This window comes from Streptomyces sp. NBC_00726 (assembly GCF_045161735.1).
In the GTDB taxonomy this organism is placed as follows: domain Bacteria; phylum Actinomycetota; class Actinomycetes; order Streptomycetales; family Streptomycetaceae; genus Streptomyces.
Genome location: NZ_CP108983.1, coordinates 2,582,149 through 2,605,244, shown reverse-complemented (window position 1 = coordinate 2,605,244; position 23,096 = coordinate 2,582,149). Strand labels below are relative to the sequence as shown.

Below are 23,096 nucleotides of genomic sequence, written 5' to 3'. Positions count from 1 at the left end.
ATCCCATGGTTTTCAAGACCATGCAGCGATCCTGCCTTCAAAGGCTGATCTCGGTCAAGTAAAGACTTCTCCATGTTGAATTGTCAGGAACCTTTCAGAAATCCCCTCGGTCATGGAGCGGTAAGTATTCTGCCTCTGTGTCCGTGAGGCAATGCGGATTTTCTCTCGGCGCTGTGCGCATGCGGCATCCGGAGACCGAATCGGATCTCCGGATGCCGTCATTGGTGATTGTTCTGCTGCGGGCGGGTGTGGAGTCCGGGGCCGCGTCAACAGAGTGTCGGATCTCGCCACCCCGCGTCGTCTTCTTTTTGTGACTTGGCGTAAAGTCGACCTCGATGGTGCCCCCGGTGCGCAGATCCGACATGGATGAGTGGACGATTGAGTGTTTCTTCCCTACTCCATGCCCCGCTTGCCCGGAGTCCAGAACGGCTTGGTCAGCACCGAGCGCCGATTCCAGCCGAGTTCGGCGACGAGATGGCGTCGGATGGCTTGAATGGTGCGGGCCTCTCCCGGCAAGTAGGCCACACCCCCGTGGTCGGGCCCGGTGGGCAGGTCGAGATCCGCGACGGCCTTCACGAGGAGGGCGGAGTCGGCGGCGGACGAGCCGTGCCGGTGCACCCGCACCAGGTCGTCCTCGCGCGCCATGGGCACCTGGTCATCGGGGGTCGCGGCTTCGAAGACCCCGTGCACGCGACTGTTCACCGGCAGACCGGCCAGCATCGCCGCACACGCCACCGCGCCGGTCTCCTCCGCGGCGAACACGTGGAAGGCCGCGTCCTCACGTGCGACCAGATCACCCTCGGGCTTGCCGAAGGTCACCTGCGCCCCGGCCGTGAGCCCGCGCGCCCACACCGTGCCGGGGCTGTCGCCTCCGTGGTCGAAGACCGCGAGTTCGAGGCGGCCGGCGGGCCTGTCGTAGGCCCATACCGAATAGGTCCGCAGCGCGTCCCCGAGCCGCGTCCAGGTGGAAGGCGTGAACAGGTCGTTCACATGCACCCGGACCTGCCGGCCCGGGGTGTGGTCGAGTCCGACGAGCTGGCGGCCCTCGATCGTGACGTGCCGCATGGTCGGGGTCAGGTGCTCGACCGACCGCACCGTCCCGGTGAGGAACATGCGGTCCCTGACCACGTTGAGTGCGCTGCGAAGGGGAGTGGGCATGACGCTGACCTCCAGGTCAGTAACAGTCCGCTGACATGAGCAGCGGCGCCGGCTCCACGGACGCAGACTACATCCGTGGAGCCCGAAGGCCCGGGTCGCCGTGTCAACAACCCCGTGGCCAGTGGCTTGTTCCGAACGCTGTCCCTTCTCAGCCCTTCCTCAAGCCCCGCCCCAGAGGCTGCGTGTGTCCCGCCGCTCAGGTGAAAGGAACACGCAGACATGTACAGCACGACAGGACGCCTACGGTGACCCGCCGCGTCGTCATCACCGGGATCGGAGTGCGCACCCCCGGCGGCGCAGGAACGAAGGAGTTCTGGGATCTGCTGTCCGCGGGGCGCACCGCGACAAGGAACATCTCCTTCTTCGACGCGTCCCCCTTCCGTTCCCGTATCGCGGGCGAGGCCGACTTCGACGCCGAGGCCGAAGGGCTCAGCCCCCGGGAGATCCGGCGCATGGACCGGGCCACCCAGTTCGCTGTCGTCTGTGCTCGTGAGGCGCTGTCCGACAGCGGCCTGGCCGCGGGCGGGCCGGCGCCGCACCGGGTCGGTGTGAGCCTCGGCAGCGCCGTGGCCTCGGCCACCAGCCTGGAGAACGAGTACCTCGTCATGTCGGACGCGGGAAAGCAGTGGACGGTTGATCCCGGCTATCTCTCCCCGCACATGTTCGACTACCTCAGCCCCGGCGTGATGCCCGCCGAGGTGGCATGGACCGTGGGCGCCGAAGGCCCCGTCACCATGGTGTCCGACGGCTGCACCTCGGGCCTGGACGCCGTCAGCCACGGAGTCCAGCTCATCCGCGAAGGCACCGTCGACACGGTCGTCGCGGGCGCCGCCGACACCCCCATCTCGCCGATCGTCGTCGCCTGCTTCGACGCCATCAAGGCGACCACGCCGCGCAACGACGACCCGGCGCACGCCTCCCGCCCCTTCGACGGCTCCCGCAACGGGTTCGTACTCGCCGAGGGCGCCGCCATGTTCGTACTGGAGGAGTACGAGGCCGCGAAGAAGCGCGGCGCACACATCTACGCGGAGGTCGGCGGCTACGCCACACGCTGCAACGCGTACCACATGACCGGTCTGAAGAAGGACGGCCGTGAGATGGCGGAGGCCATCCGGGCGGCGCTGGACGAGGCCCGCCTCGACCGCACCGTCATCGACTACATCAACGCGCACGGCTCCGGGACCAAGCAGAACGACCGCCATGAGACCGCGGCCTTCAAGCGAAGCCTCGGGCAGCACGCCTACGACGTCCCGGTCAGCTCCATCAAGTCGATGGTCGGGCACTCGCTCGGCGCCATCGGCTCCATCGAGATCGCGGCGTCGGCGCTCGCCATCGAGCACAACGTCGTACCGCCGACGGCCAATCTGCACACCCCCGACCCCGAATGCGACCTGGACTACGTGCCGCTCACCGCGCGCGGGCAGCGCGTCGACACCGTCCTCTCGGTGGGCAGCGGATTCGGCGGATTCCAGAGCGCGATGGTCCTGCACCGGCCGGAGGTGGCCGAACGATGAGTACGACGCACACGCGCACGGTGATCACGGGGATGGCGGCCGTCACCCCCATCGGCCTGGGCACCGAGGAGTTCTGGAAGGCCGCTCTCACCGGCGCCAACGGCATCTCGGAGCTGGCACGGTTCGACGCCTCCGGGTATCCGTCCCGCCTCGCCGGCCAGATTCTCGACTTCGAGGCCCGCGACCACCTGCCCAGCAGGCTGCTGCCGCAGACGGACGTCTCCACGCGTTACGCGCTGGTCGCCGCGGACCGGGCGCTCGCCGATGCCGAGGTGGCGGCCGGCACGCTGCCCGACTACGACATGGGCGTCGTGACGTCGAACGCCCTGGGCGGCTTCGAGTTCACCCACCACGAGTTCCGCAAACTCTGGTCGCAGGGACCCGAGTTCGTCTCCGTGTACGAGTCGTTCGCCTGGTTCTACGCGGTCAATACGGGCCAGATCTCGATCCGCAACGCCATGCGGGGCCCCAGCGCCGCCCTGGTCGCCGAACAGGCCGGCGGCCTGGACGCGATCGGCCATGCCCGGCGCACCGTCCGACGGGGCACCAGGCTGGTACTCAGCGGCGGCGTCGACTCCGCGCTCGACCCCTGGGGCTGGGCCGCGCAACTCGCCGGTGGACGCGTGTCGACCAGTGACGACCCGGCCCGCGCCTACCTCCCCTTCGACCGCGAGGCAGCCGGGTACGTGCCGGGCGAGGGCGGCGCCATCCTCATCGTCGAGGACGCCGAGTCCGCGCACGAGCGCGGGGTGGCACGGGTGCACGGAGAGGTCCTCGGCTACGCCGCGACCTTCGACCCCAGGCCGGGCTCGGGCCGGCCGCCCGGCCTGCGCCGCGCGGCCGAACTCGCCCTTGAGGAGGCGGGGCTGACGCCGGCCGGCATCGACGTCGTCTTCGCCGACGCCGCCGGAATCCCCGACCTCGACCGGGCCGAGGCCGAGGCCGTCACCGGACTCTTCGGCCGCGGCCGGGTCCCGGTCACCGCACCCAAGGCCCTGACCGGGCGGATGTACGCGGGCGGCGGTCCGGCCGACGTGATCATGGCGCTGCTCGCCCTGCGCGACCAGGTCATCCCGGGCACACCCGGCACCTCCGACGTCCCCGACGACTACGGACTCGACCTGGTCATCGGCGAACCCCGGGAACGGGCCATGACCCATGCGCTGGTCCTGGCCCGTGGCCGCTGGGGCTTCAACTCCGCAGTCGTCGTCGGCGCCCCACAGCGCTGACGGCGCATCAATCCGCACTCTCAGGAGACACATCCATGACTCAGCTGACCATTGACGACCTGCGCCGCATTCTCATCGCCTGCGCGGGGGAGGACGACGGCATCGACCTCAGCGGCGACATCCTCGACGTCACCTTCGAGGACCTCGGCTACGACTCGCTCGCGCTCATGGAGAGCGCCGCCCGCATCAAGCAGGAGTACGGCATCGACCTGTCCGACGACGACGTCGCCGAGGTCGAGACGCCGCGCGCACTGCTGGCCGCCGTCAACCACTCCGTCCCCGCGGCCGCCTGAACCGGCGGCCGCACCCCCGGCGGGGCCCGCACACATCCCCTGGTGCGGGCCCCGCGCCTTTCCCCGACCCTCGCAGGAGATCTTCCCGTGACGCCGTCCCACAGCACCGAACACACCCGTGTCATCGATGCCCCGCCCCGTGCCGTCTACGGCCTCGTCGCCGATGTCCACCGCTGGCCGGCCATCTTCGGCTCCTGCGTGCACGCCCGTACGACAGGCGCTGCCGGACGCGGCGAGCACGTGGAGATGTGGACGGGTTCCAGCACGGCCGTGGACTTCTGGTCGTCCCACCGCACCCTCGATCCCTACCGGCTCCACATCGGCTTCACCCACGACCACAGCCCGCTCCCGGTCACCTCGCTGCGGGGCGCCTGGCACTTCCGCGCACTGCGTGACGGCCGTACCGAGGCCGTACTGCGTCACCGTTTCCGCGCCCGGGACCGCGATTCCGACGCGGCGGAGAGGCTGCGCCGCGTCCTGGACGCCGACTGCCGGGCCCGGCTCGCGGAGCTGGCCCGGCTCGCCGAGATCCGGCACCCGGTCGATGAGGTCGTCTTCTCGTTCAAGGAGTCGTTCGAGTGGGACGGCGGCGCCGGGGCCGCCTACGACTTCATGCACCGGGCCGACCTGTGGGAACAGCGGCTGCCGCACACCTCCCGCAGCACGGTCACCGAGATCGCCCCCGACGCCCAGCTGCTGGAGCTCCGGATCGTCGCGCCGGACGGTGTCACCCACCGCTCCGGATCGGTCCGCGTCTGCCGTGCTCCCGAGTGGATCGCGTACAAGCAGCTGTCCCCCCACGCCCTGCTGATCGGGCACAGCGGGGTGTGGACGTTCGAGGACGGGCCGGCCGGTCCGGTGGTGACCTCGCGGCACACCCTCTCCCTGGACCCGGCCGCGGCGGCGGAGGCGTTCGGCGACGGTGTGACCCTCGCCGGCATACGGGCCGACCTCCAGCAGTCGCTCGGCCGGAGCAACGCCGCCACCATGACGCACGCGGCGATCTACAGCGCCCGCCCGGAAGCCGGTGCGCGGTGACGCCGGCCCAGCCCGCGCCCGGCGCCGTGGCCCGGGCGGCCATGCACGCGGCGGTCCGGGCCGTGGTCGCCGGAGGCACGTCGGACCGGGCCAGGGCCGCCATCGCGGGCGCCCAGGCGGATCTGTGGGCCTGCGACCGCCTGAGCGACGCCGCGGAGCACGCCCCCGAGGCCGCCGCGGTCGCCCCCTACCTCGTACCGAGGCTGCTGCTCGACGCGGTGGACGGCCTCACCCCCGCCCTGGGGCCGCTCCTCCTCAGCCCCGACGAGTCCGCCGCGGAGTACCGGCACCATGTGCGCGTGCTCGCCGCCCTGACGGGAGCGCCGGGAGCGGCGGGCCGGATGAACGCGGTGGCCGCACGGCTTCCCTTCCTCGCGGCCTGCGACGACCGGCTGGCCGCCCCCCTCACATCGGTGCGTACGAGCGCGCTGGCCCCGCCTCTCGGCACGCTGGTGCAGGCGCTGGAGGAGGAACGGCGTGCGGTCGCGCTCCGCGCCATCGACCTCGCGACACCGGACGAGGCGGAAGCCGGGTCGCGCAGAGCGGAGTCATGGGGGCTCGCCGACCGGTACGCCCTGCTCACGGCCGCCGCGGCCTGCCTCGACGAATGGCGTGGGCCGGCCGGGCCCCGCCGGCGCGGTGCCGGCAGCCGAGCCTGCCTGATCGGCGCCCTGTCCAGGATCGCGGCGGGCCTCTGCCTGCCCGTGAGGGTCCCGGGCAGGGAATGGAACCGGCCGGCTTTCGACGCGGTGCTCGCGGCGCACACCCCCCAGGACCCGCGGCCCCGGCCCGTACGGCATCTGCTGACCCGTGCTGCCTGAGGTCATCCCGGTGCTGCCCGGCGGCCCCTGGGAGCCGGTCGGCGAGCGGCTTCGCCGGCGCGGAGTGGTGGTCGTCGCGGGCCCGGTCGCGGAGTGGGCGAGGCCCGGCACGCGCCCCGGCCGGCATGTGCTCGCCCGCACGGTCGGGGCGGTGCTCGGTATCGATCCGGAGGCCGTCGGCCTGGGCCGCTCGCCGGGCGGACGGCCTTATGTGCGTGCGCCCGCCGCACCCGACATCAGCCTGAGTCACACCAGGCACGTCGTCGTGGCCGCGCTGAGCACGTACGGCCGGATCGGTGTGGACGTGGAGGGGCGGGCACGGAAGCTGTACGGCGGCCCGATCGTCGATGCCATGACGACCCGGCGCGAGCGCACCGCGCTGCTGCCGCTGTCCCCAGCCGCGGGCAACGCCTGTCTGGTACGCCTGTGGACGCTCAAGGAGGCATACGCCAAGGCGCTCGGTGTGGGGACCCGCCTACCGTTCACGGCCTTCGGGTTCCACGGCCTCCGGGGCGGTGGCGGCCGCTCCCGTCCCGCCCTGCACGGAGCCGACGGCACCCCTGCCGAGCCCGCCGAACAGGAGCGGTGGGAGCTGAGCGTCCCCGACGACTGCGTGCCGGGGCACGTGGTGAGCTGGGCGGTACGGGGAACGCGGCCGGGAGACTCGGGCCTTTCGCCCTAAGGCCGGGTCACCTGCACCCGGTAATCCCCCTTCGCGTCCTTCTCCAGCACCGAGATCCGTATCCCGTTGGCCCGGTCCGTGAAGGTGTCGCCCGGTTGGTACGGGGCGTCCGACAGTTCGGCGTGGACGTTGGGGAGGCGGGTGCAGCCGGGGCTGTTCTTCGTGCTGTCGGAGACCGAGACCGGGCCCTGACCCGTGTCCACGTCGGAGCTGACCTTGTAGATGAGGACGCCGGGGCGGCAGACCGCCTGGTCGTTGCCCGCCTGGGTGCGGACCTCCACCGCGTAGCCGGACTCCGCGGTCAGCGGGACGAAGGCCAGCTTCAGGCCGCCGCGCGTGGCCAGGGGTTCCAGGACGTGGTCCGTGGTGCCGGGGCGGGCGGCGCAGCTCACCTGGTCGTTGTCCAGCCAGCCCAGCTTCCACTTGTGCCAGCCGAGCAGGTCGTTGTTGGCGCCCCAGTCCTCGGACATGATGTCCCAGTGCCCGACCGAGCCGCCGCCCTCCAGGGTGTAGAGGTCGGGCAGCCCGAAGACGTGGCCGTTCTCGTGGGGGAGGACCCGGTAGCCGGTCTGGGCGTACGAGCCGGAGCCGTCGTCCTGGCGGCTGTAGACGAATGAGGTGTTGGACAGCGGCACCCCGTCCGCGACCGGGGCGTCGTCGTTCCCCGAGAAGGTCACCGAGAGCACGGTGTCCAGGGCGGACGGCCCGGCGTTCGGCGTGACCAGGATGTTGACCAGGTCGTACTGGCCGAAGTCCACCTTCGGGTCCGCGGCCGCCACGATGTCCTGCACCAGGTGGCGGTAGCCCGGCTCGTACGGCGAGCCCCGCTCGATTCCGTACTCCTCGAAGGGCAGCGGCATCCGCAGCCACGAGCGGATCGGTGCCTCCGGTATGTAGGTGAGCCGCCCGTACGAGCTCGTCCGGAACCAGTCCGTGGTCTGCGGGAAGAATTCCGCCAGCCGGTCCATGGCGGGCCCGGTGCCCTCCGCGTCCGGGAAGTCGATCATCAGGTTCAGCGCGTGGACACGGCCGGTGGAGCGCGCGTAGCCGGGCCGCGTCGGCATGCCCTCCGACATCTGTACGCCCATGGCCGAGGCGATCCGGCAGGGGCCGAGCCCGGTGGCCAGTGGGGCGGTCGCGGCGGGTCCGGCCGACGCGGGGCTCTGGAGCGGCAGGGTGCTGCTGGCGGTCGCCAGGGCCGCGATGACCAGGGCCGTTGCAGCGCCGAGGGCGACCGGGCGGCGGTGCTTGCGTATCCGGTGGCGGGGCTGCTCCATCGAGGCGCCTTCCGGTCCGCGGCAGTCGGCCGACCCCGGCTGCGCTCTGCCGTCAGCCTCTGCCGGGTGATCGCGGGCCGCTCGCTGGGTGCGCCGTTCGGCTGGTTTTCCGGCGACGGCGGTGTGCGTGACGCGGGTCACAAAGTTGCCCGTGACGCGGGTCGCGAAGTCGTGCGTGACGCGGGTCGCGAAGTCGTGCGTGACGCGGGTCACAAATCCCGGGGAAATAACCGGGGATGGTTTCCCCGTTTGCACTCGTGTCCCCGCGAAACGGGGAAGCGGTCCCCGGTTGTTTCCCCGGCCGGGACCGCGACGTAAGCCCGAGAGGACAAGGAGCACCGCCGTGGCCACCACCGCACCCGCGCAGCCCCGTACGCCCAGGCCGAGGGCCGACGCGCTGCGCAACCGGGAGCGGATCGTGACGGCCGCGCGCGAGATGTTCGTGGAATTCGGGCCCGACGTGCCCCTGGACGAGGTCGCCCGCCGCGCCGGCGTCGGCAACGCGACGCTCTACCGGAACTTCCCCGACCGGGCCGCCCTCATTCACGAGGTCGTGCTCGCGGTCACCTCCCGCACCACCGACCGCGCCGAGGAGGCCGCCGCCGAAGAAGCGGACCCCTTCGACGCGCTCACCCGCTTCGTCCACGCGGCCGCCGACGAGCGCATCGGGGCGCTGTGCCCGATGCTCTCCGGCGGCTTCGACAAGGACCACCCCGAACTGCTCGCCGAGCGCCGGCGCCTCGAAGAGGCCGTCGAAGGGCTCGTCGCGCGCGCCATGTCCGCGGGGCGCCTGCGCACCGACATCGCCGTCGGTGACGTACTGGTCGCCCTCTCCCAGCTCACCCGGCCGCTGCCGGGCATCGCCTGCCCGAACATCGACCGGTTCACCCACCGCCACATCCAGCTGTTCCTGGACGGACTGGAGGCCCCGGCCCGGTCCGTACTGCCGGGAACGCCGGCGACCTTGGAGGACCTGCGGCGCCGCACCTGACGTGATCCGCGCCCGCCCGGCCTCTGTGACCTGAACCCCGACCCTCCTCCCGTCCGCATACGTGCCCTCAGCCGTGCCCGCGCCAGTGGAACGCACGGTTCGCGATCTCCCGCGCCCTCGCGCGCCCCTAGGTGGCCACTCCCATGCCAGATTCCCTGTCGAAAACACCCGATCTCCGACTTCCCGACCCCAGCCGCTGGAAGGCCCTGGCCTTCATCGCGCTGGCTCAGCTGATGGTGGTGCTCGACGCCACGATCGTGAACATCGCGCTGCCGCACGCACAGACCGCGCTCGGCATCACAGACGCCAACAAGCAGTGGGTCATCACCGCCTACGCCCTCGCCTTCGGCGGGCTGCTGCTCTTCGGCGGGCGCATCGCCGACCTCTGGGGCCGCAAGCGCACCTTCGTGGTCGGCCTGATCGGCTTCGCGCTGGCCTCCGCGCTCGGCGGCGCGGCGCAGAACCAGGGCATGCTGTTCGGCTCCCGCGCCCTCCAGGGCGTCTTCGGCGCGCTGCTCGCGCCGGCCGCGCTCTCGCTGCTCGCGGTGATGTTCACCGACGCCAAGGAGCGCGCCAAGGCGTTCGGCATCTACGGGGCGATCGCCGGTGGCGGTGGCGCCGTCGGCCTGATCCTCGGCGGTTTCCTGACCCAGACGCTGAACTGGCGCTGGACGTTCTTCGTCAACATCCCGTTCGCGGTCGTCGCCGCGGCCGGTGCGTACTTCGTCATCCGCGAGCCGGCCGGCAGCCGCAACCGCTCGCCGCTCGACATACCGGGCGTGGTCCTGTCCGCGCTGGGTCTGGTCTCGCTGGTGTACGGGTTCACCCGCGCCGAGTCCGCGGGCTGGTCGGACGCGCTGACCGTCGGCTCGTTCGTCGCCGCCGGCGTCCTGCTGCTGTCCTTCGTCCTCACCGAGGCGAAGGTCAAGTCGCCGCTGCTCCCGCTGCGCGTCGTGATGGACCGCAACCGCGGCGGCGTCTACCTCTCGCTGGGCCTGGCCGTCATCGCGATGTTCGGCCTGTTCCTCTTCCTCACGTACTACCTCCAGGTCGTCCAGGGCTACTCGCCGATCAAGACCGGCTTCGCCTTCATGCCGATGATCGCGGGCATGATCACCGGCTCCACGCAGATCGGCGCCCGGCTGATGACCCGGGTCCCGGCCCGCAAGCTGATGGGCCCCGGCTTCCTGACCGCCGCGGCCGGCATGCTGCTGCTGACCCAGCTGGACATCGACTCCTCGTACGCGGCCGTCATCCTGCCCGGCCAGCTGCTGCTGGGTCTGGGCATGGGCACGGCGTTCATGCCGGCCATGTCGCTGGCCACGCACGGTGTCGAGCCGCGTGACGCGGGTGTCGCCTCGGCGATGGTCAACACCTCGCAGCAGGTCGGCGGTGCGATCGGCACGGCCCTGCTGAACACGATCGCCGCCTCGGCCGCCACGGCGTACGCCACCTCGCACGCCGCGCTCGGCGCGAAGAACCCGGAGCTGCTGAAGCTTCAGTCGATGGTGCACGGCTTCACCGGTGCCATCTGGTGGGCCGTCGGCATCCTGGTGGTGGCTGCCGCGATCGCGCTGACCTTCGTCAACGCGGGCCGTCCGGCCCCGGCGGGCACCGGAGGCTCCGCTTCCGGTGACGCGGAGGGTGCGGAGGGCGCCGAGGACGAGATCCGGGTCTCGGTCGTCGCCCACTGACCCGTCGCCGCCGCTGACCCCGGCCGCCCCGCGCGGATACGTCTCTGCCCCGGTTCCCTCGTACGGAGGAACCGGGGCAGAGGTGCGTGACGGCGGGGTTCAGCGCAGCCAGGGGAGGTCGGCGTCCGCGCCCTCCGGCTGGAGTCCGGCGGCCAGGACCTGCATGATCTCGCCCAGCGAGCGCACCTGCTCGGGCGTGAGGCGGTCGAACATCGCCTGGCGGACGGCCTTCACATGGCCGGGGGCCGAGCGGCGCAGCATCGCGTGGCCCTCGTCGGTCAGGACGGCGTTCTGGCCGCGCTTGTCGGAGGGGCAGTCCTCGCGGCGCACCCAGCCGTTCTTCTCCAGCCGGGCGACGGCGTGCGAGAGGCGGGAGCGGGTGATCTTGGCGTTCCTGGCCAGTTCGGTCATCCGCATGCGGTGCCGGGGCGCCTGGGAGAGCTGGACGAGCAGGCCGTAGTAGATGTGCGGCATGCCGGCATCGGCCTGCAACTGGCGGTCGAGGTGATCCTCCAGAAGCGTGGTGGCGTGCAGATACGCGCGCCAGACGCATTGTTCTTCGTCGGTGAGCCAGAGCGGCGCACCGGTTGATGCCGTGGTCATGTACTCCACTGTACGACCTTTTCTTGAAAGTTGAACTAGATAGAGCTAAGGTCTCTGAAGGTAGGAGCTTGAAGATTAAAGAATCCTTCCTGTCGAAGCCCTCTACAGAAGAATTACCTTGAGTAGCAGCAGTTGGGGAGTGTCATGACCATCACCTCGGAGCGCATGCCCGCCCTCTACCTCTCCCACGGAGCCCCGCCGCTCGCCGACGACCCCGTCTGGCCCGGCGAACTCGCCGCCTGGTCGGCCGAGCTCCCGCGCCCCACCGCCGTCCTCATGGTGTCCGCGCACTGGGAGGAGGCCCCGCTCGCGCTCGGCGCCACCGAGACACTGCCGCTGGTGTACGACTTCTGGGGCTTCCCCGAGCACTACTACCAGGTCACATACGCCGCCCCGGGCGCCCCTCAGCTCGCCGAGAGCGTCCGCAAACTGCTGCGCGGCGCCGGTACGCCGGTCCAGGACACCCCGGACCGCGGCCTCGACCACGGCGCGTACGTCCCGCTCGTCGAGATGTTCCCGGCCGCCGACATCCCCGTACTCCAGATCTCCCTGCCGACACTCGACCCGCAGAAACTGATGGACATCGGGCGCAAGCTGGCGCCGCTGCGCGACGAGGGCGTCCTGATCATCGGCAGCGGCTTCTTCACGCACAACCTCGCCGCCCTGCGCCACACCGGCGGCGGCGTCCCCGGCTGGTCGGCGGAGTTCGACGACTGGGGACACCGCGCACTCCAGGCGCAGGACATCGACGCGCTCCTGGACTTCGAGCACAAGTCCCCGGCAGGCCGCCTGGCACACCCGCGCACCGAACACTTCGCCCCGCTCTTCGTCACCCTCGGCGCCGCCGAACAGGAGCTCGGCCAGGGGCGCAGCGTGATCGACGGCTTCTGGATGGGGCTTGCGAAGCGCTCGGTGCAGTACGGATAGGAATGCTGTTACGGGGAAGGGCGCCGCTACAGCACCGGCGGGTTCAGCTCCACCGAGCGCAGCGCCGCCGCCAGGGCCGGCGCGTCGCCCACATCCAGCGCGGTGTCCGTGAACTTGATGGTGTGGTCGTCGCCGTGCGCCGCCGCCCGCTCGAACACCTCGTCGGCCGTGAGCGACGCCCCGTACCCGGCCGGGAGCCCGGCGGCCTCGGCGGGGGAGTAGGCGGCGGTCACCGCCGCGCTCGCCGCCCACGCGGCCCCCACGCTCGGCGCCCACAGCTCACGCGGCAGCGCCGGCAGCGCCCGCAGTATGGCGTTGGGCGCCGTCGCCGCGTGCACCAGCATCACCGGCGAACCGTGCCCGTACTCCGCGTAGCGGTGGACGGCCGCCCCCACCAGCTCCTCAAGACCGGCCCGCGCCTCGTCCGCACCGGTCACGGCCGCGCCCTGCCACTGCGGGAACCCCGTGAGCTGCGCCAGCCGCCCCCGGATGCCGCCGCTCTGGTCGGGCACCCGGTCCACGGCGGCCAGCGCCTCGCCCGCGGTCCGGACCGGGGCGAGCGGGGCCAGCGGGGGCAGCGGCTGGTGGCGGGCCGCCCAGTAGCCGAGCGCGTGGGCCAGCTCCTTGACCCGGGGCCCGGTCTCCTCGGTCGTCAACAGGGTGCGCACACCGTGGCCGACCCGGATCACCGGGTGCGTGGAGCCGCCCGCGATGCCCGGGAGCAGCCGGGGCCACCACTCGGCGAGCACGTCGCGCCAGGGGCGGTCGGCGGTCTCCCGCTCGAAGTACACCGCCCAGTCGGCGATGCGGCGGGGGTCGCCCAGGGCCTCCCGCCAGTTCCCCGGGGTGACCTCGGCGAAACGGTCCGGCATGTCCTCCAGTTTCGCCCGGTAGTGGTCGAGCCAGCGGTGCACGGTGGCCGCCTGGCCGTTGCGGACCAGGGCCTCCACGGCCATCGGCGCGTGATTGGACAGCCAGCCGTCGCGCTCGGGGCCGGAGGAGTGCAGCCGCTCCAGGGCCTCGTCGAGGGTGCCGGTGGTGTCGGGGGCGGTGCGGTGCGTCGTCTCGTTCATGTCAGCGACGCTATGCACCCGGTGCGCGCCCGGTAACGGACTGCGGTCCCAAGGTCCCGGGCATGGGTCCTAGGACCCCGGACCGGGGGGTCCGGGCACCCGGGACCGGGACGCGGGTCCGGGCAACCGGCGGCCCGTAGCCGGCGTCTTCCGGGGTACGGGGGCGGCGAGGGGCCCCGCAACGACCTGGGTACCCGGCCTGACCTGCGCGGACGTGCCCGGCAACGGCATGCGCCCGCCCCGGTGGCGGGACAGGGTACTGCATGATCTCGAAATTGAATGCCAGGCATGGGAATTCTGTCCGGATTCCAGTCGTTGTTTCCATCGGATGCAGGGCACCCGAGAGGGTGTCGCGACCTACTCAGTAAGGGAGCACGCATGGCAACCCGTGCCGTCGCCCGTCGTTCGTCCGCCACCGGCGGGACCAACCGGGCGAGCAGTGTTCGCGCCGTGGGCGGAGAGATCGCCGATCGCGACCTGGTCGGCATGTATCTGGACGAGATAGCGCGTACACCGCTGCTCGACGCCGCCAAGGAGGTCGACCTCTCCCAGGCGGTCGAGGCCGGTGTCTACGCACACCAGATCCTCGAAGGCCAGGTGGAGAGCGACGCGGGCGGCGCCTCGCGCGAGGAGCTGGAGGCGCTGGTCGCCGAGGGCGAGCGCGCCAAGGATGTGTTCATCCGCTCCAACCTCCGTCTCGTCGTCGCCGTCGCCCGCCGCTATCCGCGTGCCGGACTCCCCCTGCTCGACCTGATCCAGGAGGGCAACGCGGGCCTGGTGCGCGCGGTCGAGAAGTTCGACTACGCCAAGGGCTTCAAGTTCTCCACGTACGCCACGTGGTGGATCCGCCAGGCCATCACCCGTTCCATAGCCGACCAGTCGCGCACGATCCGGCTCCCCGTCCACCTGGTGGAGGAGCTGGGCCGCATCCGCCGGGTGCAGCGCGAGTTCAACCGGGAGAACGGCCGCGACCCGGAGCACGCCGAGATAGCCGCCGAGCTGGGCTCCACCCCGGAGCGCGTCGGCGACGTCCTGGACTGGGCCCGCGACCCGGTCAGCCTCAACATGTCCGTGGACGACGAGGGCGACACCCAGTTCGGCGACCTCCTGGAGGACACCTCCGCCATCTCGCCCGAGCAGTCCGTCCTCACACTGCTGCGCAGCGAGGAGCTGGAGGAGCTGATCGGCAAGCTCGACAACCGCACCGCGTCGATCATCCGCATGCGGTACGGAATCGAGGACGGCCGCGAGCGCACCCTCACCGAGGTCGGCAAGCAGCACGGCCTCACCCGCGAGCGCATCCGCCAGATCGAGAAGCACGCGCTCCTCGAATTGAAGCGAATGGCTCACGACACGGGCTTTGACGCTGCGGCCTGAGCCCGAGTCCAGTAACCTCCGAATTGGGCCGCTTCACCAGGCCCCCTGAGCTGAGTCCCGGCGCCCACCCCCCCCTGGCGCCGGGGCTCATTCTTTCGCGCGTGGCTTCCCTACGCCCCGCCGGACCCCGCGCGGCTGAGCCGGCCGCCCAGCTCCGCCACATACGCCACCAGCCGCGGCGGCCCGTGCACGGTGAACTCGCAGTCCACCATCGCCAGCCGCACCGCCACCCACTCCAGCTGGTCCCGCAGCACCGCCCGCAGCCGGCAGCCGCCCTCGCCCTCCGGCTCCAGCGGCCCCATCCGCCCGTGCAGCCGCGACGCCACGAACTCCGGCGGCGCCGCGAAGCTCACCTCCACCTCGATCTCCGGCTGCCGGCGCGCCATCGAGCTGGACAGGAACTCCGCCGCGTCCCCCTCCGGCAGCTCCCTCGGCGTGAACCGGGCCCCGGTCGCGAACGGCTCGCTGACCCGGTCGACCCGGAAGGTGCGCCACGCCTCGCGCCCCAGGTCGTACGCCACCAGATACCAGCGCCACCCGGTGCTCACCAGCCGGTACGGCTCCACCTGGCGCCGGGTCTCCGCGCCGTCACCCGCCCGGTACGCGAAGCGCAGCCGCTCCCGGCCGGTGACCGCCGACGCCATCACGGTCAGGGTCTGCGGATCGATGGTCGAACCGTCGCCCCGGGCCAGCGGGACCGTCGCGTTCTGGAGGGTGGACACCCGGTGCCGCAGCCGGGACGGCAGCACCTGCTCCAGCTTGGCCAGCGCCCGTACGGACGCCTCGTCCACGCCCTCGATGGCGTGGCCGGCACCGGCCCGCAGGCCCACCGCGATGGCCACCGCCTCCTCGTCGTCAAGCAGCAGCGGCGGCATGGCGGTGCCCGCGACGAGGCGGTAGCCGCCGACCGAACCGCGCGAAGCCTCGACCGGATAGCCGAGGTCACGCAGGCGGTCGATGTCGCGGCGGATCGTGCGCGGGCTGACATCGAGCCGCTCGGCGAGCTCGCTGCCCGGCCACTCGCGCGGCGTCTGGAGCAGTGACAGCAGATTCAGCAGTCGTGCCGGGGTATCGGTCATGCCACCCAGGATGCGCGCCCATTGGGTCATGATCTGGCCTATTGGCTGTTTAAGTTCTTTCCATGACTTCCTCCGCACCACTGCCGTCTCCCACGGCACCCTCGGACCGCCGCCGGTGGTTCGCCCTGGCCATCGTGATGACCGCCGCCTTCATGGACCTGGTCGACGTCACGATCGTCAACATCGCCATTCCCAGCATCAAGCAGGACACCGGCGCCTCGTTCAGCTCGATCCAGTGGATCGTCGCCGGCTACGCCCTGGCCTTCGCCGCCGGGCTCATCACCGGCGGCCGGCTCGGTGACATCTACGGCCGCAAGCGGCTCTTCCTCGTCGGCATAGGAGGCTTCACCCTCGCCTCCGCGCTCTGCGGATTCGCCGCGAACCCGGAGATGCTGGTCGCCTCCCGCTTCCTCCAGGGCGCCACGGCGGCCCTGATGGTGCCGCAGGTGCTGTCGATCGTGCACGCCACCTTCCCCGCCCACGAGCGTGGCAAGGTCTTCGGCCTGTTCGGCGCGATCGTCGGCCTCGGCGCGGTCTCCGGGCCGCTGCTGGGCGCGCTGCTGACCGAGTGGAACATCGCCGGTCTCGAATGGCGCCCGATCTTCCTGATCAACCTGCCCGTCGGCATCCTCGGCCTGGTCCTGGGCAGCAAGTTCATCACCGAGTCCAAGTCGCCCAAGGCACTCCGTCTCGACCTGGTCGGCGTCGTGCTCGTCACGCTCGGCATGCTGATGCTGATCTACCCGCTGACCCGGGGCCGCGAGCTGGGCTGGCCGCTGTGGGGATACCTGTCGATGGCCGGGAGCGTCCTCGTCTTCCTCGTCCTCGTGCTGTTCGAGCGCGCCAAGGCCGGCCGGGACGGGTCGCCGCTGATCGAACTGTCGCTGTTCCGGGTACGGAGCTTCGCCGCCGGGATCGCCGTGCAGCTGACCTTCGGCATCGGGCTCGGCATCTTCTTCCTGGTCTGGACGCTGTACATGCAGATGGGCCTCGGCTGGAGCGCGCTGCGGGCCGGCCTGACCGGTGTCCCGTTCTCCATCTCCGTCTCGGTGGCCGCCGGCCTCTCCGTACAGAAGCTGGTGCCCCGCTTCGGCCGCAAGGTCCTCCAGACGGGCGCCCTGCTCATGGCCGCCGGGCTGCTGCTCTACATCGGGGAGTCGCACCACTACGGCATGGACATCACGTCCTGGCAGATGGCGCTGCCCCTGGTCGTCATGGGCGTCGGCATGGGCTTGATCGTGGCCCCGCTGGCCGACGCGGTGCTGTCCGAGGTCCCCAAGGAGCACTCCGGGTCCGCCTCCGGCCTGTTCAACACCGTCCAGCAGATGGGCAACGCGCTGGGCCTCGGACTGGTCTCGGTCGTCTTCTACGGGGCGATCGGCGACCGGCTCACCCCCGAGCAGGTGGGCCCGGCCTTCGCGGACGCCTTCGAGCAGTCGCTGTGGTGGGTGGCCGGAGTGCTGCTGCTGATCTTCGTGGTGATGTTCGCCCTGCCGGCCAGGCCGAAGCAGCACGTCGAGGGCGCGGCGGAGGACGAGCCGGCGGCGGAGGCGCCCGCCGGGGAGCCGGTGCTCACGCACTGAGCCGAAGGCGTACGAAGCGGAGTCACCGGTGCCCGCGTCCCCCTGAGGGACGCGGGCACCGCGGCTTCGTGCGCGGTGGGCGGCCCGTCAGCAGATGCGCGTACGGGCTTCCATCGCGCAGCGCGCCGTGGCCTCGTCGCCGTACACCTCGCACATGTGGCGGCCGTCCGGGGTCGCCGTGTGCTCGACCTCCCACAGGCTCGTTTCGCTGCCGTCGAGGAGCAGGAACGCGTGCTCGTACAGCGTGAAGCCGGCGTCCCGGCCGTCCACGCGGCACTGGCGGCCGAAGACCTGCGTGATGTGGTGCGCGAAGGCGGCCCGCAGCAGCCGGGCGGTCTCCTCGCCGGGCACGTCGCCGTTCTCCGCGCGGCGCAGCACACGGCGGGCGTGGTCCGCGGAATTGTCCGGCGCGTACATCCGGGGGAGCGGGGCCGGGGGCGCGGCCAGCAGCGCCGACATGAGCTCCAGGTCGGCCTGGGTGCCCTCGTCGTCGCGGAAGTCGGGGACGTCCCACAGGCTGCCGGTCAGCCGGGCGGCGGCGATATGGGCGTCGGCCTCGTCGTCGTACAGCTCGTGCTGCCGGGTGTCGGGGTGGCCGTCCCCGCGCGGACCGCTGTGCACCAGCTCCCACAGGGTCAGCGCGGAGCCGTCGCTCAGCAGATACGTATGCCGGCAGGTCTCGCGGTGCAGGGTGGCGCTGTGGTGCGACGAGTACAGGGTGCTGCTGTGGGCCAGCGCGGAGCCCAGCCGCTCCACCGTGCTGTCGGGGAGGTCGAACGAATTGAGGGCCCGACGCAGGATTCGCTCGACGTGCCGCTCGGTCGTCTCGTACGGATCGCTCAAGGTGCTGTCTCCAGGCCGTCGCCGCGTGTGACTTGGTGCGTGCATAACGTAGCCCCTGGGGCTGACATCGGACCGGGGTTCAGAAAAACGCACGGGGCGCACGGAAGGTTCCGCACGCGTGCCCCGGACTTCCGCACGCGGGCGGGGACCTCTTCCCTGTTACGCGAGTGGCCCGTAGAGGTCGCTGTACGAGGGGAAGGCGCCCCCGCCGTCGCGGCCCCGGACGCCCTTCGCCGCCCGGACTGCCTTCACGATGGCCCGGGCCACCACCTCCGCACCCGCCGCGAGCACCGGGTTGAACACGACCGGGTCCGCCGCGTCCAGGTCCCGCCGGCCGGTGGCGAGCGCGAACACGGTGTCCCCGTCCGTCATCAGGTGCACCGGCCGGATGGCGCGGGCCAGCCCGTCGTGCGCGGTGCCCGCCAGCTTCTGCGCCTGGGCCCGGGTGAGGGCGGCGTCGGTGGCGACGACGGTGAGCGTGGTGTTGAGCGGGGGGCGCGCATCCGTGCCGTGCGCCCGCGCCAGGCGCCGTCGCGCCGCCTCGTGGATCTCGGCCGGCGGGGCGACGGCCGGTTCCTCGCCGCCGTACTCCCCGAACAGCACCCCCGTACGGGGATCGAGCACCGAGCCCGCCGCGTTGACCACGACGAGCGCGCCGACGGTGACCCCGGACGGCAGCAGCACGCTCGCGGTCCCCACCCCGCCCTTGAGCTGCCCGGCCACCCCGTGCCCGCGCCGACACACCCCTCGGCGACCGCCGCACCCTCCGCCGCCCGGGCGGCGTCCGCCACGGCCGCCCGGCCCGTCGCCGCGTCCGGCCTGGCCCGCCAGTCGCCGCCCCGCCCCAGATCGAACACACAGGCCGCCGGGACCACGGGGACCACCTGCCCCGGACCGGCCCCCACCCGCACCCCGCGCCCCCGCTCCTCCAGCCAGGCCATCACCCCGGACGCCGCGTCGAGCCCGTACGCACTGCCCCCGGTGAGCACGACCGCGTCGATCCGCTGGACCAGATTGCGCGGATCCAGGGCGTCCGTCTCCCGCGTCCCCGGCCCGCCCCCACGCACATCGACAGCGGCGACGACCCCGCCCTCGGGCGCGAGCACCACGGTGGTCCCGCTGAGCGCGCCCTTCCCGGGTACGTGAGCGTGACCGACCCGCAGGCCGTGAACGTCGGTGAGCGCGTCCTGACGGGGCATCGGGGGCTCCTTGGGGCGGGGCGGGGCGGGGGCGGGGCGGGCGGGGTGGAGGGACGGACGGACGGCCAACGTACCGCCGAAGGGGCCTTACGCCTGGGGGGCTTCCCCCCCCGCCCCCCAGCCCCCACCCCTCCCTCCCCACCTCCACCCGCCCCCCCACGCGCTCACCCCCGCGACGCGCTCACCCTCTGGCCCCATAAAACAGGACCAACCACTCCACATCGCCCTACCGTGGCACCGTGACCGAGCCACCTGAAGCCGCAGGCGCAGCCGCGCAGCCCGCCCCCGGGGGTCGTACCGGAGCCGTCGACGGGGGCGGCGGTGCGCCGGCGTCGGGCGGGTCCGGGCGGGCCGGGGGGCTCGTTCCCCGGTCCGTCACCGCGCGGGCGACCGCGGCGGGTGTCATCGTCTCCCTTCTGCTCGTCGTGGCCATCGTGCTCGGCAGCCGGTTCCTGGAGCACTTCGACTCCGCACTGCTGCCGTACGCCGTGGCCACCGTGTTCCTGGCCTTCGGCGTCGCGTACCGGTACACCGTGTGGGTCTCCGCCCCCGGCGCCGAGCGGCTCTTCAAGAAGGGCTGGGGGAGCCTCTTCTCGATGGCCAACTTCCGCCGCGCCCCCACCGCGCTGCCGAAGATGATCGCCACCTACCTCGGCTTCCAGAAGTTCCTCGGTGCCCGCTCGCACGCCCGCTGGGCCGCTCACCAGCTGATCTTCTGGGGCTGCATCCTCGCCGCGCTGATCACCTTCCCGCTGACCTGGGGCTGGTTCACCTTCACCTCGGGCACCGGCTCCGGACCCGGCTACGAGATGCGTATCTGGGGCTTCAAGATCCTCGGGTTCGACTCCCTCGACTTCCTCGGCTGGCTGATGTTCCACGGCCTGGACATCGCCGCCGTCCTCGTCATCCCCGGCGCCTCCTACTTCCTGTGGCGGCGGATGAAGGACCGGGCCGCCATCACCGGCCAGCGGTTCGCCTACGACCTGGTGCCGCTGATCGCGCTCATCGTCATCTCGGTGACCGGGCTGCTGCTCACCTTCTCCTCGATCTTCCTGCACGGCGGCGGCTACGAGTTCCTGGCGATCCTCCACATGGTCGCGGTGGTCTTCACTCTCATCTACATCCCGTTCGGGAAGTTCTTCCACATCGTCCAGCGCCCCGCCGCCGTCGGCATGCAGCTGTTCAAGTACACCGGCCGGCAGGACGAAGAGGTCTTCGCCTGCCGCCGCTGCGAGGAACCCATCGACACCACCCCGTACGTCGACAACCTCCGCGGCACCATGCGCGACCTGAGCCTCGGCTTCGACGAGTGGGCCGAATACTGCCCGCGCTGCAAACGGGTGCTGCGAGGCAGCGCCTATCTCTCCCAGGTGAAGAAGGGCTTCAATTGACCGCGGACTCGCGAACGCCCGAACCGCATGCGGTCGTTCCCATCGATCCCTCCCTCGCCCCACCCGGCACCCGCGCCTTCCGCGACGCGGGCGGCATCCCCGCCGACCGGTGGCACGCCGACCAGAACGGCGAGACCCTCGTCCCCACCCACTGCTGCTTCTGCGGCGTCCAGTGCGGCATGTATCTGCGCGTCGACCGCGGCGGCAAGGTCTTCGGCGTCGAACCCCGCAACCACGACATCAACCGCATGCGCCTGTGCCCCAAGGGCATCAACGCCTACCAGCAGATCAACCACCCCGACCGGCTCACCGCCCCCCTGATGCGCCGCTCCCGCGACGAGGACTTCCGCGAGGTCTCCTGGGACGAGGCGCTCGACTTCACCGTCGCCGAGATCCGGCGCATCCAGCAGACCCACGGGAACGACGCCTTCGGGCTGCTCGGCGGAGCGAGCCTGTTCTCCGAGAAGACCTATCTGGTCGGCAAGTTCGCCCGGGTCGCCCTCAAGACCCGGCACGTCGACTACAACGGCCGGCTCTGCATGGTCAGCGCGGCCGGTGCCAACAAGCTCGCCTTCAACATCGACCGGGCCGGCAACCCCTTCTCCGACATCCTCCTCACCGACTGCCTGCTCATCGCCGGCTCCAACGTCGGCGAGTGCTTCCCCGTCATGACCCAGTACGTGTGGGGAGCCCGGGACCGCGGCGCCAGCCTCATCGTGGTCGACCCCCGCGAGACGGCCATCGCCCGGACCGCCGACATCCACGTCGCCCTGAAGCCCGGCACCGACTCGGCGTTCTTCAACTCCGTGCTGAACGTCGTCATCGCGGAGGGCCTCACCGACGAGGCGTATCTCGCCGCCCACGCCACCGGCTGGGAGGAGGTCAAGGCCAAGACCGCCGAATACCCGCCGACCCGCGCCGCCGAGATCTGCGGCATCCCCGCCGAACAGATCGTCCAGGTCGCCCGCACCTTCGCCCGCGCCCCCAAGGCCATGGCCTGGCACGCCCGGGGCATCGAACACCACTCGCAGGGCGTCGAGAACTGCCTCACCGTGATCAACCTCTGCACCGCCACCGGCCACATCGGCAAACCCGGCGCCGGCTACGGCACCATCACCGGCCAGGGCAACGGACAGGGCGGCCGCGAACACGGCCAGAAATCCGACCTCCTTCCCGGCGGACGCTCCATCAACAACGACGAGCACCGCCGGCAGATCTGCGAGATCTGGGGCATCGAGGAGTCCGAACTCCCGCCCGCCGGAACCTCGATGATGGAAATGGTCTGGCAGATGCAACGCCGCGAGATCCGCGGCCTGATCGGCATCTGCAACAACCCCTTCGTCTCCCTGCCCAACTACAAGGTGGTCAAGGAGGGGTACGACGCCACAGAGTTCCACGCTCAATTCGACTTCTTCCTTTCCGAGACCGCCGCCAACGCGCACGTCGTCTTCCCCGTCACCACCTGGGCCGAGGACGACGGCGTCATGGCCAACGCCGAAGCCCGGGTGGTCAAGCACAACAAGGCCCAGGACCCGCCCCCGGGCGTCCGGACGGACACCTGGGTCATGTGTGAACTCGCCCGCCGGCTCGGCGCCGGCGACAAGTTCGCCTTCGATAACTCCCGCCAGGTCTTCGACGAGCTGCGGATCGCCTCCGCCGGCACCGTCAACGACTACTACGGCATCACCTACGAACGGCTGGAGGAGACCGGCGGCATCGCCTGGCCCTGCCCGTCCACCGACCACCCCGGAACGCCCCGGCTCTTCGAGGACGGCAGGACCTACCACCCCGACGGCAGGATCCACCTCCAAGTGGTCGAGTGGCACCCGCCGACGGACCCGTACGACGACGAGCACCCCATGACGCTCACCACCGGACGCACCGTCGCCCACTTCCTCTCCGGCAACCAGACCCGCAGACTCGGCGGCCTGGTCGAGCAGACCCCCCGCCCCTGGGCCGAGGTCCACCCCTCCCACGGCTTCCGCAACGGTGAACCGGTCCGCGTCGTCACCCGGCGCGGCAGCGAGGTCTTCCCCGCCCTGGTCACCGAGGCGATCCGCCCCGACACCGTCTTCATCCCGTACCACTGGCCGGTCCCCACCGCCGCCAACGCGCTCACCATCGACGCCCTCGACCCCCGCTCCAAGATCCCCGAGTACAAGGTGTGCGCCTGCCGCATCGAGCACGCCGAGCGGATCGACGAGGTCCCCGCACCCCCGGTCGCCCCCGGCCAGGTCGCCTACCCGGAGGCCCAGGTCTCCCGCACCGACCCGCTGCCGCCCACCTCCTCGCAGGGCCGCGGCACCTCGGAGAGGAGCTGATGC

The 23,096-nt window shown here is 71.5% G+C and carries 19 protein-coding genes and 1 pseudogene; 13 read left to right on the top strand and 7 right to left on the bottom strand.

Features of this window, described 5'->3' with window-relative positions:
* Nucleotides 1-393: 393 nt before the first annotated feature.
* Nucleotides 394-1,158, bottom strand: a complete 765-nt coding sequence (locus OG338_RS11545) for a siderophore-interacting protein (RefSeq protein ID WP_405937239.1) — start codon at nucleotides 1,156-1,158, stop codon at nucleotides 394-396.
* Nucleotides 1,159-1,403: 245 nt separating this feature from the next.
* Between OG338_RS11545 and OG338_RS11540 the strand changes: the two genes are divergently transcribed.
* The 6 genes from OG338_RS11540 to OG338_RS11515 all read left to right on the top strand — a co-directional run bounded on the left by OG338_RS11540 (nucleotide 1,404) and on the right by OG338_RS11515 (nucleotide 6,735).
* A complete protein-coding gene (locus OG338_RS11540) occupies nucleotides 1,404-2,672 on the top strand; it encodes a beta-ketoacyl-[acyl-carrier-protein] synthase family protein (RefSeq protein WP_405937238.1) in 1,269 nt (422 codons plus the stop codon).
* On the top strand, nucleotides 2,669-3,901 hold the full coding sequence (locus OG338_RS11535; RefSeq protein ID WP_405937237.1) for a ketosynthase chain-length factor: 1,233 nt from the start codon (nucleotides 2,669-2,671) through the stop codon (nucleotides 3,899-3,901). The genes OG338_RS11540 and OG338_RS11535 overlap by 4 nt, the downstream gene beginning before the upstream one ends.
* 35 nt (nucleotides 3,902-3,936) lie before the next feature.
* Nucleotides 3,937-4,194, top strand: coding sequence for an acyl carrier protein (locus OG338_RS11530; RefSeq protein WP_405937236.1), 258 nt, complete (start codon nucleotides 3,937-3,939; stop codon nucleotides 4,192-4,194).
* 87 nt (nucleotides 4,195-4,281) lie between these two features.
* On the top strand, nucleotides 4,282-5,232 hold the full coding sequence (locus OG338_RS11525) for an SRPBCC family protein (RefSeq protein WP_405937235.1): 951 nt from the start codon (nucleotides 4,282-4,284) through the stop codon (nucleotides 5,230-5,232).
* On the top strand, nucleotides 5,229-6,053 hold the full coding sequence (locus OG338_RS11520) for a hypothetical protein (protein ID WP_405937234.1): 825 nt from the start codon (nucleotides 5,229-5,231) through the stop codon (nucleotides 6,051-6,053). The genes OG338_RS11525 and OG338_RS11520 overlap by 4 nt, the downstream gene beginning before the upstream one ends.
* The gene (locus OG338_RS11515; RefSeq protein WP_405937233.1) at nucleotides 6,043-6,735 is read left to right on the top strand and encodes a 4'-phosphopantetheinyl transferase family protein; all 693 of its coding nucleotides are present in this window, start codon (nucleotides 6,043-6,045) and stop codon (nucleotides 6,733-6,735) included. Before OG338_RS11520 ends, OG338_RS11515 begins: the two co-directional genes overlap by 11 nt.
* Here OG338_RS11515 and OG338_RS11510 read toward each other — a convergent pair.
* Nucleotides 6,732-8,012 (bottom strand): M6 family metalloprotease domain-containing protein, encoded by a 1,281-nt coding sequence (locus tag OG338_RS11510; protein WP_405937232.1) that lies wholly within the window; start codon nucleotides 8,010-8,012, stop codon nucleotides 6,732-6,734. The two genes, OG338_RS11515 and OG338_RS11510, sit on opposite strands and share 4 nt — an antisense overlap.
* Before the next feature lie 343 nt (nucleotides 8,013-8,355).
* Between OG338_RS11510 and OG338_RS11505 the strand changes: the two genes are divergently transcribed.
* Together OG338_RS11505 and OG338_RS11500 are read left to right on the top strand one after the other, a co-directional pair.
* Nucleotides 8,356-9,003 (top strand): TetR/AcrR family transcriptional regulator, encoded by a 648-nt coding sequence (locus tag OG338_RS11505; protein ID WP_405937231.1) that lies wholly within the window; start codon nucleotides 8,356-8,358, stop codon nucleotides 9,001-9,003.
* A 143-nt stretch (nucleotides 9,004-9,146) separates the two neighbouring features.
* Nucleotides 9,147-10,697, top strand: a complete 1,551-nt coding sequence (locus tag OG338_RS11500) for an MFS transporter (protein ID WP_405937230.1) — start codon at nucleotides 9,147-9,149, stop codon at nucleotides 10,695-10,697.
* Between the two features lie 99 nt (nucleotides 10,698-10,796).
* Here the strand turns inward: OG338_RS11500 and OG338_RS11495 are convergent, their stop codons facing one another.
* Nucleotides 10,797-11,309: a MarR family transcriptional regulator gene (locus OG338_RS11495; RefSeq protein ID WP_328900676.1), complete on the bottom strand. Its 513-nt coding sequence runs from the start codon at nucleotides 11,307-11,309 to the stop codon at nucleotides 10,797-10,799.
* Between the two features lie 135 nt (nucleotides 11,310-11,444).
* Here OG338_RS11495 and OG338_RS11490 point away from each other — a divergent pair, with 135 nt between their 5' ends.
* Nucleotides 11,445-12,227 (top strand): dioxygenase, encoded by a 783-nt coding sequence (locus OG338_RS11490; protein WP_405937229.1) that lies wholly within the window; start codon nucleotides 11,445-11,447, stop codon nucleotides 12,225-12,227.
* Between the two features lie 26 nt (nucleotides 12,228-12,253).
* Here the strand turns inward: OG338_RS11490 and OG338_RS11485 are convergent, their stop codons facing one another.
* On the bottom strand, nucleotides 12,254-13,300 hold the full coding sequence (locus tag OG338_RS11485; protein WP_405937228.1) for a questin oxidase family protein: 1,047 nt from the start codon (nucleotides 13,298-13,300) through the stop codon (nucleotides 12,254-12,256).
* Nucleotides 13,301-13,678: 378 nt separating this feature from the next.
* On the opposite strand from OG338_RS11485, the gene OG338_RS11480 reads away from it, so the two are divergent.
* A complete protein-coding gene (locus tag OG338_RS11480) occupies nucleotides 13,679-14,677 on the top strand; it encodes an RNA polymerase sigma factor RpoD/SigA (protein WP_405937227.1) in 999 nt (332 codons plus the stop codon).
* 110 nt (nucleotides 14,678-14,787) lie between these two features.
* On the opposite strand, the gene OG338_RS11475 is transcribed toward OG338_RS11480, so the two are convergent.
* Nucleotides 14,788-15,756: a helix-turn-helix transcriptional regulator gene (locus OG338_RS11475; RefSeq protein WP_405937226.1), complete on the bottom strand. Its 969-nt coding sequence runs from the start codon at nucleotides 15,754-15,756 to the stop codon at nucleotides 14,788-14,790.
* Between the two features lie 62 nt (nucleotides 15,757-15,818).
* On the opposite strand from OG338_RS11475, the gene OG338_RS11470 reads away from it, so the two are divergent.
* Entirely contained in the window at nucleotides 15,819-17,339 is a 1,521-nt protein-coding gene (locus OG338_RS11470) for an MFS transporter (protein ID WP_405937225.1), read from the top strand.
* A gap of 87 nt (nucleotides 17,340-17,426) precedes the next feature.
* Here the strand turns inward: OG338_RS11470 and OG338_RS11465 are convergent, their stop codons facing one another.
* A complete protein-coding gene (locus OG338_RS11465) occupies nucleotides 17,427-18,182 on the bottom strand; it encodes a DUF6227 family protein (protein ID WP_405937224.1) in 756 nt (251 codons plus the stop codon).
* 159 nt (nucleotides 18,183-18,341) lie between these two features.
* A pseudogene (locus OG338_RS11460) lies at nucleotides 18,342-19,381 on the bottom strand (P1 family peptidase).
* A gap of 239 nt (nucleotides 19,382-19,620) precedes the next feature.
* On the opposite strand from OG338_RS11460, the gene OG338_RS11455 reads away from it, so the two are divergent.
* A complete protein-coding gene (locus OG338_RS11455; RefSeq protein ID WP_405937223.1) occupies nucleotides 19,621-20,772 on the top strand; it encodes an MFS transporter in 1,152 nt (383 codons plus the stop codon).
* A complete protein-coding gene (locus OG338_RS11450; protein ID WP_405937222.1) occupies nucleotides 20,769-23,093 on the top strand; it encodes a molybdopterin oxidoreductase family protein in 2,325 nt (774 codons plus the stop codon). Before OG338_RS11455 ends, OG338_RS11450 begins: the two co-directional genes overlap by 4 nt.
* Nucleotides 23,094-23,096: the final 3 nt, after the last annotated feature.

Coding starts and splice junctions, on each gene's coding strand:
- OG338_RS11545 (WP_405937239.1), bottom strand. CDS start 1,158: ATGCCCACTCCCCTTCGCAGCGCACTCAACGTGGTCAGGGACCGCATG.
- OG338_RS11535 (WP_405937237.1), top strand. CDS start 2,669: ATGAGTACGACGCACACGCGCACGGTGATCACGGGGATGGCGGCCGTC.
- OG338_RS11530 (WP_405937236.1), top strand. CDS start 3,937: ATGACTCAGCTGACCATTGACGACCTGCGCCGCATTCTCATCGCCTGC.
- OG338_RS11510 (WP_405937232.1), bottom strand. CDS start 8,012: ATGGAGCAGCCCCGCCACCGGATACGCAAGCACCGCCGCCCGGTCGCC.
- OG338_RS11500 (WP_405937230.1), top strand. CDS start 9,147: ATGCCAGATTCCCTGTCGAAAACACCCGATCTCCGACTTCCCGACCCC.
- OG338_RS11490 (WP_405937229.1), top strand. CDS start 11,445: ATGACCATCACCTCGGAGCGCATGCCCGCCCTCTACCTCTCCCACGGA.
- OG338_RS11485 (WP_405937228.1), bottom strand. CDS start 13,300: ATGAACGAGACGACGCACCGCACCGCCCCCGACACCACCGGCACCCTC.
- OG338_RS11480 (WP_405937227.1), top strand. CDS start 13,679: ATGGCAACCCGTGCCGTCGCCCGTCGTTCGTCCGCCACCGGCGGGACC.
- OG338_RS11475 (WP_405937226.1), bottom strand. CDS start 15,756: ATGACCGATACCCCGGCACGACTGCTGAATCTGCTGTCACTGCTCCAG.
- OG338_RS11470 (WP_405937225.1), top strand. CDS start 15,819: ATGACTTCCTCCGCACCACTGCCGTCTCCCACGGCACCCTCGGACCGC.